Source organism: Leifsonia sp. 1010, from assembly GCF_031455295.1.
Classification (GTDB): Bacteria; Actinomycetota; Actinomycetes; order Actinomycetales; family Microbacteriaceae; genus Leifsonia.
In genome coordinates, this window is record NZ_JAVDSL010000003.1 from 380,635 (window position 1) to 393,729 (window position 13,095).

The following is a 13,095-nucleotide window of genomic DNA, read 5'->3' on the forward strand; positions in this document are numbered from 1 at the left end:
ATGTGGCTGTGTCTACCCTACTCCGACTGACACCCTGATCCGAACAAAAGGGCCGCCCTGTGGAGGGCGGCCCGATGTGTTTCTCTGTGCTATACGGCGCTCAGTGGAAGGAGTCTCCGCACGCGCAGGAACCGGTCGCGTTCGGGTTGTCGATCGTGAAGCCCTGCTTCTGGATCGTGTCCTCGAAGTCGATCGTCGCACCGTCGAGGTACGGGACGCTCATCTTGTCGACGATGACCTCCACCCCGTCGAAGTCGACGGTCGCGTCTCCGTCGAGCATGCGCTCGTCGAAGTACAGCTGGTAGATCAGACCCGAGCATCCGCCGGGCTGGACGGCGACGCGCAGACGCAGGTCGTCGCGGCCCTCCTGCTCGAGCAGGCTCCTGACCTTGGATGCCGCGGCGTCGGTCAGGCCGACTCCGTGGGCCTTGGTCGCGGTCAGCGTTGTGTCGGTCATGGGACTCCTCACGAAGGTGAAACGGGACTTCGGAACGAAATCTGCGTCGATTGTACGTCGCCGAACTGGAAATTCGGCAGAGCGCGGGATCTGCTCAGGATGCGGTGCGCCCGTTGAGCCGCGACAGCAGGAGCGCCTCGGTCAGCACGGCGCGCTTGAACACGCCCAGGTGCAGCGACTCGTTGGGGCTGTGCGCCCGGGTGTCCGGGTCCTCGACGCCGGTCACGAGGATCTGAGCGGCCGGGAACTCGCGGACGAGGTCGGCGATGAACGGGATGGAGCCGCCGATGCCGGTCTCGACCGCTTCGGCGCCCCACGCGTCGGTCATCGCGCGCTTCGCCTCGGTCGCCGCCCACCCGTCGGTGTCGACGAGGAACGGGTCGCCGAGGTCGACGTCCTCGATCTCGATGTGCGCGCCGAACGGCGCGTGCGCGCGCAGGTGGCGCTCCAGCGCCTCGTACGCCTCGCGGGCGGGCTGGCCCGGTGCGACGCGGGAGCTGATCCGCACGGCGACGCTCGGCAGCAGGGTGTTGGAGGCGTTGGCGACGGTCGGCGCGTCGATTCCGGTGACGGTGATGGTCGGCTGCGACCACATCCGCGACAGGATGGGACCGCGACCGACGCTGGTGACGCCCGGCAGGAACGCCGCGTCCTCCGCGAGCTGCTCCTCGGTAAAGGCCGGGGGCTCTGCCGCGGCGTCGTACGAGGTGAGCCCCTCCACGGCCACCGCACCGTCGTCGTCGTGCAGGGTGGCGAGCAGCTTGACCATGGCGAGCATCGCATCCGGCGCCGCTCCCCCGTACATGCCGGAGTGCGATGCGTGCTCGAGCGTCGAGACGGTGAGACGGAAGGTCACATTGCCGCGCAGCGAGACGGTCAGCGCCGGGGTGTTCACGTCGACGTTGTCGGAGTCGGCGACGACGATGACGTCGGCCGCGAGAGCCGCTTTGTTCTGCTGCAGGAAGTTCGCGAACGAGCGGGAGCCGAACTCCTCCTCCCCCTCGATGAAGACGGCAAGGCCGACCTCGAGGTCGTCTCCCAGCACGTCGCGCAGGGCGCGGACGCTGGCGACGTGCGTCATCACGCCCGCCTTATCGTCGGCCGCACCGCGGCCGTAGAGGCGGTCGCCGCGCACGGTCGGCTCGAACGGCGGCGTGTCCCAGTTCGCCTCGTCGCCCTCGGGCTGGACGTCGTGGTGGGCGTAGAGGAGGACCGTCGGACGGCCGTTCTTCGCGGCCCGCGTGGCCAGCACGGCCGGCTGCCCGAGCGCGTCGCCGTCGCCGATCGGCGCCTGCCTGATCTCGACGCTGTCGAACATCCCCGTGTCGGTCAGAAGCGCGGCGACGGCGTCGGCGCTGCGGCGCACGTTCTGCGGGTCGAACGCGGACCACGACACCGAGGGGATGCGGACGAGCTGCGAGAGGTCGGCGACGGCCGACGGCAGCCCCGCCTCGACCGCGGCGCGGGCCTCCGCCTCGATGCCGGGGGTCGGTCCGCCCGACGCATCGTCGGCGGCCGCGGGAACTGGGGTCTGCTGGCTGTCTGTCATGCGGGTAATCTTAAGCGGACCCCACAAGCGAAGGCTCGAAGTTGGCGAAACGACAGAATGCGGCAGGCGAGGCGGAGACGCCCGTCGCCGAGACCCCCGAAGAGACGGCTGCCCGGTTGAAGCAGGGCAAGGGCGCACCGACGCCCTCGCGCCGCCAGCAGGAGGCCGCCCGCAAGCGCCCGCTGGTGCCGACGGACCGCAAGGAGGCGGCACGCGTCGCCCGGCAGAAGCAGGCGGAGGCGCGTGAGAAGGCGCGCCTCGGCATGGCGGCCGGCGACGACCGCTATCTGACCGCACGCGACCGCGGACCGCAGCGGCGGTACGTGCGCGACTACGTCGACGCCCGGTTCTCGATCGGCGAGTTCCTCATCCCGGTAATGCTGATCGTCATCATCCTGACCTTCCTGCCGTGGCCGGAGATGCAGGTCTACGGCCTGTTCGCGCTCTGGGGCTTCTTCCTGATCGCGGTCATCGACTGCTTCGTGCTCGGCTTCCTGGTGCGCAAGCGCATCGCCGCCAAGTTCGGCGCGACGAAGGTCGAGCGCGGCCTGCGCTGGTATGCCGCGATGCGCGCGCTGCAGCTGCGGGTCATGCGCCTGCCGAAGCCGCAGGTCAAGCGCGGCCAGTTCCCGAGCTGACGTGACGATCGTCGCGGCGGCGGACGGCTCCGCCCTCGGCAACCCCGGCCCGGCCGGCTGGGCCTGGTACGTGGACGACGACCACTGGTCCGCGGGCGGCTGGCCGCACGGCACCAACAACCAGGGCGAGCTCATGGCGGTCATCGACCTCCTGGAGGCGACCGCGCACCTGGGCGAAGACCTGCACATCTTCTGCGACAGCCAGTACGTCATCAACGCGGTGACCAAGTGGATGCCGGGCTGGAAGCGCAAGGGATGGCGCAAGGCCGACGGCGCTCCCGTCCTGAACCGCGAGCTGCTGGAACGTCTCGATCGCGCCCTGCAGGACCGGAGCTACCGCTTCGAGTGGGTCAAGGGGCACGCCGGCCACGATCTCAACGAAGCGGCGGATGTGCGCGCTCGCGCCGTCGCGCTTGCGTACCAGAAGGGCGACCCGATCCCGATCGGTCCGGGCTGGCCCGGTCGAGCGGCCGTCGCGGAGGTGCCGGCTCCGGCACGCGCGGCAGCGGCCCCCGCGACCGCGCCCCCTGCAGCCGCCGCACCCGCCCCCGCGCAGGACGCCTCCCTCGAGCTCGACCTCTTCGCCGACCTCGCCGCCGAGGAGACCGACGAGCAGGTCGTCGCGCGACTGGAGCGCGAGCTGCTGGAGCCCGCGGTGCGCTCGGACGCATCCCGTCTCGCCGAGCTGCTGCATCCCTCGTTCGAGGAGATCGGGCGCTCCGGCCGTCTCTGGGGCCGGGATGCGATCATCTCCGAGCTGGCCGTCGAAGAGGACCAGGCGGCCGCCATGGAGCTGCTCGCGGTCGACCGTGTCGCCCCCGAGACGCTGCTGCTCACCGCACGGACGACGGATGCGCGCGGCGCGACCCTGCGCAGCTCGCTATGGGTGCGCAGCTCCGGACGCTGGCGCCTACGCTTCCACCAGGGCACGCCGGAGGCGTAGCAGCCCCCGGTTGATCTGCCGGGCCCAGAGCGGGCCGCGGTAGAGGAACGCGGTGTAGCCCTGCACTAGAGTCGCCCCGGCATCCAGCCGCTCCTGCACGTCCTCAGCGGTCTCGACGCCTCCGACGGAGATGACGCAGAGTTCAGCGGGCACGACGGCTCGGATGAGGCGCAGCACCTCCAGCGAACGTGCCGCGAGCGGGGCGCCGCTGAGGCCGCCCGCGCCCGCTGCCTCGACGACGGAACGATCGGTGTGGAGCCCGTCGCGGGAGATCGTCGTGTTGGTGGCGATGATGCCCGCGAGCCCGAGCTCCACGGCGAGGCGCGCAATGCGCTCGACCTGCTCGTCGGTGAGGTCGGGGGCGATCTTGACCAGCAGCGGCGTCGTGCCCGCGACGTCCTTGACCGCGGTGAGGAGCGGGCCGAGCAGTTCGAGCTCCTGCAGACCGCGGAGTCCCGGGGTGTTCGGCGAGCTGACGTTGACCACCAGGTAGTCGGCGACCGGTGCGAGCGCGCGGGCGCTGGTGAGATAGTCCTCGGTCGCGTCCTCGACGGCGACGACCCGCGACTTGCCGATGTTCACGCCGAGCACGGGACGCCGGGATGCACGTCGCACGCGGAGCAGCCGGTTGGCAGCGGCACCGGCGCCGTGGTTGTTGAAGCCCATCCGGTTGATGACCGCACGGTCCGGGATGAGACGGAACAGCCGCGGCTTGTCGTTGCCGGGCTGCGGCCGCGCGGTGATCGTTCCGACCTCCACGTGGCCGAAACCGAGTGCGCCGAGACCGAGCACGCCCTCGCCGTCCTTGTCGAAGCCGGCGGCGACGCCGAACGGCGAGTCGAATCGCAGGCCGAGAGCCTCGACGGCGAGCGACGGATCCGGGGCCGTGAAGCGCCGGGCCAGCCCGCCGAGCCCGACGGCCGGGAGGGCGCGGATCACCACGAACGCGAGGTGATGGGCCCGCTCGGGGTCGAGCCGGGACAGGACGAGGTCGAAGAATGCGCGATACATGCCGGTTCGAGAATACCTGGCTAGTCGACCTGCACCGGCTCCGCGTGGTGGGCCAGGCGCAGCGAGCGGATGGCCTCCTCGAAGTCGTCGAGCGAGTCGAAGCCCTGGTAGACGCTCGCGAACCGCAGGTACGCCACCTCGTCGAGCTCGCGCAGCTCCGGCAGGATCGCCAGGCCGATGTCGTTGGCCTCGATCTGCGACGCACCCGTCGACCGGATGGTCTCCTCCACCTTCTGCGCCAGCACGGCGAGATCGGAGTCGGTCACCGGGCGGCCCTGGCAGGCCTTCCGGACGCCGAGCACGATCTTCTCGCGGCTGAACGGCTCCGCCACCCCGCTGCGCTTGATCACGCTGAGGCTCGCCGTCTCCGTCGTCGAGAATCGACGGCCGCACTCCGGGCACTGCCGGCGGCGGCGGATGGACAGCCCGTCGTCGCTCGTCCGAGAGTCGATGACGCGGGAGTCCGGGTGACGGCAGAAGGGGCAGAACATGGAGGGATTCTATCGCTCAGCGGGTGCGGAACCGCTGGGTGACCGCTTCTCCGTGCGCCGGCAGGTCCTCCGCCGTCGACAGGGCGACGATCCGGTCGGCGACCTCCTGCAGCGCCTCGCGGTCGTACTGCACGACCTGCTGCGGCCGGAGGAACGAGTACGCGCCGAGGCCGGACGAGAACCGCGCCTGTCCGCCGGTCGGGAGCACGTGGTTCGACCCCGCCAGGTAGTCGCCGAGGCTCACCGGCGACGTCGGCCCGAGGAAGATGGCGCCGGCGTTGCGGATGGAGGCGAGGAGCTCCTGCGGGTCGGCCGTCTGCAGTTCGAGGTGCTCCGGGCCGTAGGCGTTGCTGAACGCGGCGGCAGCGGCCAGGTCGTCCACGAGCACCACGGCGGACTGCGGGCCGCCCAGCGCGGTGCGCACCCGCTCGCTGTGCTTGGTGGCGCCGGCCAGCGCATCCAGCTCGGCAACGACCCGCTCGGCGAACGCCGGGCTGTCGGTGACCAGCAGGGATGCGGCCGCCTCGTCGTGCTCGGCCTGCGAGACGAGGTCTGCCGCGACGTACGCGGGGTCCGCCGTGTCGTCGGCGATCACGAGGATCTCGGTGGTGCCTGCCTCGGAGTCGATGCCCGCCTGACCGCGCACCACGCGCTTCGCGGCGGCGACGTAGATGTTGCCCGGGCCGGTGATGACCTGGACCGGGTCGAGCCCGAGCTCCTCGACTCCGTACGCCAGCGCGCCGATCGCACCGGCGCCTCCCATCGCGTACACCTCGTCGATGCCGAGGAGGCCCGCCGCTCCGAGGATGACCGGGTGGACCGCTCCCCCGAACTCCCGCTGCGGGGGGCTGGCGAGGGCGACGGACGCGACACCCGCGATCTGCGCCGGCACGGCGTTCATGACCACGCTCGACGGGTAGACGGCCTTTCCACCCGGCACGTAGAGTCCGGCACGCTCGACCGGCTCCCAGCGCTGCACGATGGAGGCGCCGGGACGGATGACGGTCTCGGTGGGCGGCGGAACCTGCGCGGCCGTCGCCTCGCGCACGCGGGCGATGGCCTCCTCCAGCGCCTCGCGCACGTCGGCGGGAAGCGCCTCGACCGCAGCATCGATCTCGGCCTGCGGAACGCGGACGGATGCGGGAGCCGCGCCGTCGAAACGCTCCGCCTGCTCGGTGAGCGCTGCGACACCGCGATGCCGTACGTCGTCAATCAGCTCGGAGGCGACCGACATCGCCGCCTGCACGTCCACGACGGGACGGGGAACGAGTCGCTGGAAGGCGGCGCGAGTAGGCTGGACACCGCGGAGGTCGATGGTCTGGATCATGGCCCATCCACCTTATCCGCTCGGGCGAGTCCCTCCCCCGCGGAATGGTCCACACAGATTCGGGCTTGTATCCAACAGTATGAACAGCGCATCCCCCGACCCCACCGACGGCGCCATCACCGACGCGACCCCCGACCTCGCGGCCTTCCGGCAGACGTTCCGGCGGCACGCGGCCGGGGTGGCCATCATCACGGCCCAGCGGGAGGACGGCACGCCCGTCGGGTTCACGGCGACGTCGCTCGCCTCGCTCGCCGCCGTCCCGCCGCTCGCCACGTTCAACATGGCGCTGTCGGCGTCGAGCTGGCCCGCCATCGCGGAGACCGAGCGCGTCGTCATCCACACCCTCGGCGTGCGCAACCGCGAGGTCGCGCAGACGCTGTCGGGCGACAACAGCCGGCGCTTCCTCGGCGACCACTGGTACCGCGGCCCGCACGGGCTGCCGGTGATCAGGGACACGACGGCGTGGATGGTCGGCCGCATCGTCGAGCGCGTGCAGGTGCACCAGAGCGCCGTCGTCGTCGTGCAGATCGAGCAGGGCGGCCTCGGCGAGGACGACGCCCCGCTCGTCTACCACGAGCGCACCTACTGGCGCCCGGGTACCCCGGTCTGACCCGGCGCCCTCCGGACCCCGGTCAGACCAGGCAGTGCGGGCCGAGCAGACCCTTCAGCTCGCCGTAGAGGTCCGCGCTCACCGTCACCGGCTTCGGCACCTCGAATACGCGCGCGACCTGCCCCTTCACCAGCCGCAGCCGCACCTCGCTCTCGCCCGGATGCCGCGCGAGCACCTCGCTCAGCGACATGACGGTGTCGGTCGTCGCGCGCTGATCGGGCATCGTGATGACGAGCGGACCGGAGTCGTTCGCCTGCCCGAGGTCGGGCGTCATCAGCGAGAACGCGTGCAGGTTCATCCCGTCGTCGCGCAGGCTTACCCGGCCGCGGACGACGACGATCGCGTCTCCCTGCAGCTGGGCCGAGTACTCCTGGTACGCCTTGCCCATGAACATCACGGTCAGCTCGCCGCCGAAGTCCTCGACCTGGATCATGCCGTACTGGTTGCCCGACGCCTTCGCCACGCGGTGCTGCACGCTCGTCACGAGGCCCGCGATCGTCACCGTCTCGCCGTCCTGGATGTTCTCCGACGCCACGAGTTCGGCGATCCCCGTGCTGGCGAGCTTCGCCAGCTGCAGTTCGAGCCCGGCGAGGGGATGATCGGAGACGTACAGCCCGAGCATTTCGCGCTCGAACGCGAGCTTGTCGCGTTTGGCCCACTCCGGCCGCTGCGGGATGTGGTGCTGCGTCTGCGACACCTCGTCCTCGCCCCACAGGCTGTCGAAGTCGAACCCGACGTCGCCGTTGGCCTCGTTGCGCTTGATCTTCACGGCCGACTCGACCGCATCCTCGTGCACTTCGACGAGCGCGCGGCGGGTGTGGCCGAGCGAGTCGAACGCACCCGCCTTGATCAGCGACTCCACCGTGCGCTTGTTCGCGGCGTGGATGGGCACCTTGTTCAGGAAGTCGTGGAACGACTCGAAGCGGCCCTTGCTCTCGCGTGCCTCGCGGACGCCCTCGACGACGTTGGCGCCGACGTTGCGGACCGCCCCCATGCCGAAGCGGATGTCCTGGCCGACGGCGGCGAAGTAGAGGTTCGACTCGTTGACGTCCGGCGGGAGCACCTTGATGCCCATGCGACGGCACTCGTTGAGGTACAGCGCCATCTTGTCCTTGGAGTCGCCGACGCTGGTGAGCAGCGCGGCCATGTACTCCGCCGGGTAGTGCGCTTTGAGGTACGCGGTCCAGTACGAGATGACCCCGTACGCGGCCGAGTGCGCTTTGTTGAACGCGTAGTCGGAGAACGGGAGCAGGATCTCCCAGAGCTTGTTGACGGCGTCCATCGAGTAGCCGTTGGCCTGCATGCCCTGTGAGAAGCCCTCGAACTGCTTATCCAGCTCCGACTTCTTCTTCTTGCCCATCGCGCGGCGCAGGATGTCTGCTTGACCGAGCGAGAAGCCGGCGACCTTCTGCGCGATCGCCATCACCTGCTCCTGGTAGATGATGAGGCCGTAGCTGGTCGAGAGGATGTCGGCGAGCGGCTCGGCGAGCTCCGGGTGGATGGGCGTGATCGCCTGCTGCCCGTTCTTGCGGAGCGCGTAGTTGGTGTGCGAGTTGGCGCCCATCGGACCCGGCCGGTACAGCGCGATGAGTGCCGAGATGTCCTCGAAGTTGTCCGGCTTCATCAGGCGCAGGAGGGACCGCATGGGGCCGCCGTCGAGCTGGAACACGCCCAGCGTGTCACCGCGCGACAGCAGTTCGTAGGCGGGCCGGTCGTCGAGCTCCAGGTCTTCGAGCACCAGCTCTTCTCCGCGGTTGTCGCGGATGTTGTCGAGGGCGTCGTTGATGATGGTGAGGTTGCGGAGCCCCAGGAAGTCCATCTTGATCAGGCCGAGCGACTCGCAGGCCGGATAGTCGAACTGCGTGACGATCTGGCCGTCCTGCTCCCGCTTCATGATCGGGATGACGTCGATCAGCGGGTCGGACGACATGATCACGCCGGCGGCGTGCACGCCCCACTGGCGCTTCAGGTTCTCGAGCCCGAGCGCCGTGTCGAAGACGGTCTTCGCCTCGGGGTCGGTCTCGACGACCGCCCGGATGTCGACGGCCTCCTTGTAGCGCGGGTGGTTCTTGTCGAAGATCCCGGTCAGCGGGATGTCCTTGCCCATGACGGGCGGGGGCATCGCCTTCGTGAGCTTCTCGCCCATCGAGAAGGGGAAGCCGAGGACGCGCCCGGAGTCCTTGAGCGCCTGCTTGGCCTTGATCGTGCCGTAGGTGACGATCTGGGCGACGCGCTCCGAGCCGTACTTCTCGGTCACGTACTTGATGACCTCGCCGCGGCGACGGTCGTCGAAGTCGACGTCGAAGTCGGGCATGGAGACGCGGTCGGGGTTGAGGAAGCGCTCGAAGATGAGACCGTGCTGCAGCGGGTCGAGGTCGGTGATCCGCATCGCGTACGCGGCCATCGAGCCGGCGCCGGAGCCACGGCCGGGGCCGACGCGGATGCCGTTGCGCTTCGACCAGTTGATGAAGTCGGCGACGACGAGGAAGTAGCCCGGGAAGCCCATCTGCGAGATCACGCCGATCTCGTAGTCCGCCTGCTTGCGCACCTCCGGCGTGATGCCGTTCGGGTAGCGCTGCTCGAGGCCCTTCTCGACCTCCTTGACGAACCAGGTCTGCTCGGTCTCGCCCTCGGGCACCGGGAAGCGCGGCATGTAGTTGGCGGCGGTGTCGAACTTCACGTCGCACCGCTCGGCGATCGCGAGCGTGTTGTCGCAGGCGTCCGGGTAGTCGCGGAACAGCTGTCGCATCTGCTCCGGGGTCTTCAGGTAGAACTCGTCGGCGTCGAACTTGAAGCGGTTCGGGTCGTCGAGGGTCGAGCCGGACTGCACGCAGAGCAGTGCTGCGTGGCTCTTGGCGTCTTCCGCGTGCGTGTAGTGGAGGTCGTTGGTCGCCACCAGCGGAAGGCCGAGGTCTTTCGCCAGCCGGATGAGGTCGGACATGATCCGGCGCTCGATGCCGAGGCCGTGGTCCATGATCTCCGCGAAGAAGTTCTCCTTGCCGAAGATGTCGCGGTAGTCGGCCGCCGCGGCCCGTGCCGCCTCGTACTGCCCCAGCCGCAGGCGGGTCTGCACCTCTCCGGACGGGCAGCCGGTCGTCGCGATGATGCCCTTGGAGTATTTGCTGAGCAGCTCGCGGTCCATGCGCGGCTTGAAGTAGTAGCCCTCCATCGAGGCGTACGACGACAGCCGGAAGAGGTTGTGCATCCCTTCGGTCGTCGCTGCCAGGAGGGTCATGTGCGTGTACGCGCCCGATCCGGAGACGTCGTCGCCACCGCCGTCGCCCCACCGGATCCGGGTCTTGTCGGAGCGGTGCGTGCCCGGCGTGAGGTAGGCCTCCGTGCCGATGATCGGCTTGATCCCGGCGTCGGTCGCCGTACGCCAGAAGTCGAACGCGCCGAACATGTTGCCGTGGTCGGTGATCGCGACGCCGGGCATTCCCTGGGCGGCGGCGGACTCCACCAGGGGTTTGACGCGCGCAGCCCCGTCGAGCATCGAGTACTCGCTGTGGACGTGGAGGTGGACGAAGGAGTCGCTCATGAGTGACACCAGCCTACGTCGGACCTACGACTCTCGGAGGACGTCCAGCGCGTGTTGCAGGTCGGCCGGATACGTCGTCGTGAAGGTGACCCACTCCCCCGTCGCGGGGTGGTCGAAGGAGAGCTGGACGGCGTGCAGCCACTGCCGGCTGAGGCCGAGCTTCGCACTGAGGACGGGGTCGGCACCGTACATCGCATCGCCCACGCACGGGTGCCGCTGCGCGGCCATGTGGACGCGGATCTGGTGCGTGCGCCCGGTCTCGAGGTGGATCTCCAGCAGGCTGGCGGAGGGGAAGGCCTCGATGGTCTCGTAGTGCGTCACGGACGGTTTGCCGCCGGCGACGACCGCGAACTTCCAGTCGGAGCGGGGATGCCGGCCGATCGGGGCGTCGATGGTTCCGGTCAGCGGGTCGGGGTGCCCCTGGACGACCGCGTGGTAGATCTTCTCGACCGTGCGGTCGTGGAAGGCGCGCTTGAGCACCGTGTAGGCGTGCTCCGACTTCGCGACGACCATGAGCCCGCTGGTGCCCGCGTCGAGACGGTGGACGATGCCCGCACGCTCGGCGGCGCCGGAGGTGGAGATGCGGAAACCCGCGGCGGCCAGGGCGCCGAGCACGGTCGGACCCTCCCAGCCGACGGAGGGGTGCGCAGCGACGCCGACGGGCTTGTCGATGACCACGATGTCGTCGTCGTCGTGGACGATCGTCAGCTCGGGGACGGCGATCGGCACGATCTCGACGTCGGACTTCGGTTGCCACGACACCTCGAGCCAGGAACCTGCGGAGAGCCGGTCCGACTTGCCCGCCTCACGGCCGTCGACGGTGACGCCGCCGGCCTCGGCGATCTCGGCCGCGAAGCTGCGGGAGAACCCGAGGAGCTTGGCGAGACCCGCATCGACCCGCGAGCCCTCCAGGCCGTCCGGGACGGGGAAGCTGCGCGACTCCATCTAGGCCTGCGGTTTGTCGTCGCGTGGTTCGGGCGCGGGGCGAGCGGTGTCGGCGGCCGCTGCGTCTGCATCAGCAGCAGCATCCGCGTCCACGTCATCCGCATCCGCCTCATCCTCGTCATCGTCATGGGTGTGACGGCCGTCGAGGCCGACCCCGCGGAGGGTGAGGATGAGGAACAACGCCATGCTCGACACGATGGCGACGTCTGCCAGGTTGAAGATCGCCGGCAGCAGAGGGATCTGCAGGAAGTCGACCACATGGCCGACCCCGAAGCCGGGCTCCCGGAACAGCCGGTCGGTCAGGTTGCCGAGCAGGCCGCCCAGCAGCAGGCCGAACAGCACGGCCCAGGCGGTGGAGCGGATGCGCGGGGCGTACCAGATGACGAAGCCGAGGACGCCGACCCCGACGATGGAGAAGATCCACGTCGAGCCGCTGCCGATGGAGAAGGCCGCGCCGGCGTTCTTGACGAAATGGAACTGGAGCAGTTGCCCCAGGACCTCGATCTGCTGGCCCTCGTACAGGTTCGAGACGACCAGGACCTTGGCGATCTGATCGACGAGGTACACGCACAGCGCGACCACCGCCAGGACCGCCAAGGCCCTGATGCTGACCTTGGACCGGGAGGGACTAGCCTCCAAAGCCGGGGAACGCCGGGGGCTGCTGCCCCTGGCCGGAGTCGTCGGAGCCGCCCGCGGGGACCGGCGCCGGGACAGAGCCGCTCGCGCTCACGGGAGCCGCGGAACGGCTGCCTGACGCACCGCCGGGCTGCGCGCCGCCGCCCTGCACCGGAGCGTCGAGGTCGCGGAGCTGACCTTCGATGTAGCTCTTGAGGCCCTTGCGGTAGTCGCGCTCGAACGTCCGCAGTTCGTCGATGCGGCGCTCGAGGCCGGTGCGCTCCTGGTCGAGGGCGCTGATCTGCGCGCGCTGCTTCGACTCTGCCTCTGCGACGATCCGGGCTGCGGTCGCGTGACCCTCGGCGATGAGCTGGTCGCGCTTCTCGACACCCTCGCGCACGTGCTCCTCGTGGAGACGGCGGGCGAGCTGGAGCAGGTTGTTGGTGGCGTTGGGATCGTTCGCGTCGTCCGCGGGCGCCTGGTAGGCGGGAGCGGCCTGCGCCTGCTGCTCGGCCTGCTGCTTCGCCTGCGCGGCCTCCTGCTGGGCCTGCGCGAGGCGCTGCTTGAGCTCCTCGTTCTCGCGCTGGAGGCGCTCGGCCTCGCCGTTGTCGGCCGCCTGCGGCGCTGCGGCGGCGACCGGGGCGGCACCGCCCTGGCCGGCGCTGCGCTGCAGCTCGGCGATCCGCGAGTCGGCCGCCACGAGGCGCTGCTTGAGCTCCTCGTTCTCCTGGTTCAGGCGACGCAGCTCGACGACGACCTCATCGAGGAAGTCGTCGACCTCGTCCTGGTCGTAGCCCTCGCGGAACTTCGTCGGCTGGAACCGCTTGTTGACTACATCTTCCGGAGTCAGCGCCATGGCAAGCCACCTTAGATCGTGAAATTGGAACAGAAACGCGTTCAGCCAACGCTAGCAAAGCGGGCGGGAGTCGCGCACTCCAGCGCCTGTCCGGCGCGTCGGCTCGTCAACGATA

General features: G+C 69.7%; 12 protein-coding genes. 3 read left to right on the forward strand and 9 right to left on the reverse strand.

The genetic code is table 11. The annotated features are described in order from the left end of the window. Positions 1–100: 100 nt before the first annotated feature. Positions 101–457 carry an iron-sulfur cluster insertion protein ErpA gene (erpA, locus tag J2Y42_RS15380; protein ID WP_089910115.1) on the reverse strand — a complete coding sequence of 119 codons (357 nt, stop codon included), beginning with the start codon at positions 455–457 and terminating at the stop codon, positions 101–103. 94 nt (positions 458–551) lie between these two features. Then, positions 552–2,006, reverse strand: a complete 1,455-nt coding sequence (locus tag J2Y42_RS15385) for a dipeptidase (RefSeq protein ID WP_309860236.1) — start codon at positions 2,004–2,006, stop codon at positions 552–554. Positions 2,007–2,047: 41 nt separating this feature from the next. On the opposite strand from J2Y42_RS15385, the gene J2Y42_RS15390 reads away from it, so the two are divergent. Both J2Y42_RS15390 and J2Y42_RS15395 read left to right on the forward strand, forming a co-directional pair. Then, the gene (locus J2Y42_RS15390; RefSeq protein ID WP_309860237.1) at positions 2,048–2,644 is read left to right on the forward strand and encodes a DUF3043 domain-containing protein; all 597 of its coding nucleotides are present in this window, start codon (positions 2,048–2,050) and stop codon (positions 2,642–2,644) included. 1 nt (position 2,645) lies between these two features. Next, the gene (locus J2Y42_RS15395) at positions 2,646–3,587 is read left to right on the forward strand and encodes a ribonuclease HI family protein (RefSeq protein ID WP_309860239.1); all 942 of its coding nucleotides are present in this window, start codon (positions 2,646–2,648) and stop codon (positions 3,585–3,587) included. Here J2Y42_RS15395 and J2Y42_RS15400 read toward each other — a convergent pair. Genes J2Y42_RS15400 through hisD form a run of 3 tightly spaced genes read right to left on the reverse strand, consistent with a single transcriptional unit; the run spans position 3,555 to position 6,416 of the window. After that, a complete protein-coding gene (locus J2Y42_RS15400) occupies positions 3,555–4,598 on the reverse strand; it encodes a quinone-dependent dihydroorotate dehydrogenase (RefSeq protein ID WP_309860240.1) in 1,044 nt (347 codons plus the stop codon). The two genes, J2Y42_RS15395 and J2Y42_RS15400, sit on opposite strands and share 33 nt — an antisense overlap. 20 nt (positions 4,599–4,618) lie before the next feature. Beyond that, on the reverse strand, positions 4,619–5,089 hold the full coding sequence (gene nrdR, locus J2Y42_RS15405; RefSeq protein WP_018191352.1) for a transcriptional regulator NrdR: 471 nt from the start codon (positions 5,087–5,089) through the stop codon (positions 4,619–4,621). A gap of 16 nt (positions 5,090–5,105) precedes the next feature. Further along, the gene (gene hisD / locus J2Y42_RS15410; protein ID WP_309860243.1) at positions 5,106–6,416 is read right to left on the reverse strand and encodes a histidinol dehydrogenase; all 1,311 of its coding nucleotides are present in this window, start codon (positions 6,414–6,416) and stop codon (positions 5,106–5,108) included. Positions 6,417–6,495: 79 nt separating this feature from the next. On the opposite strand from hisD, the gene J2Y42_RS15415 reads away from it, so the two are divergent. Further along, entirely contained in the window at positions 6,496–7,026 is a 531-nt protein-coding gene (locus J2Y42_RS15415) for a flavin reductase family protein (RefSeq protein WP_309860245.1), read from the forward strand. A gap of 22 nt (positions 7,027–7,048) precedes the next feature. On the opposite strand, the gene dnaE is transcribed toward J2Y42_RS15415, so the two are convergent. From dnaE to J2Y42_RS15435, 4 genes are read right to left on the reverse strand one after another with little or no spacing between them, the layout of a single operon-like run. Next, positions 7,049–10,564 (reverse strand): DNA polymerase III subunit alpha, encoded by a 3,516-nt coding sequence (dnaE, locus tag J2Y42_RS15420; protein ID WP_309860247.1) that lies wholly within the window; start codon positions 10,562–10,564, stop codon positions 7,049–7,051. Positions 10,565–10,588: 24 nt separating this feature from the next. Beyond that, positions 10,589–11,509: an RluA family pseudouridine synthase gene (locus tag J2Y42_RS15425; RefSeq protein WP_309860249.1), complete on the reverse strand. Its 921-nt coding sequence runs from the start codon at positions 11,507–11,509 to the stop codon at positions 10,589–10,591. After that, the gene (gene lspA, locus J2Y42_RS15430; protein WP_309860251.1) at positions 11,510–12,106 is read right to left on the reverse strand and encodes a signal peptidase II; all 597 of its coding nucleotides are present in this window, start codon (positions 12,104–12,106) and stop codon (positions 11,510–11,512) included. It lies immediately after the preceding gene. A gap of 31 nt (positions 12,107–12,137) precedes the next feature. Then, positions 12,138–12,980, reverse strand: coding sequence for a DivIVA domain-containing protein (locus J2Y42_RS15435; protein ID WP_309860253.1), 843 nt, complete (start codon positions 12,978–12,980; stop codon positions 12,138–12,140). Positions 12,981–13,095 lie beyond the last annotated feature (115 nt).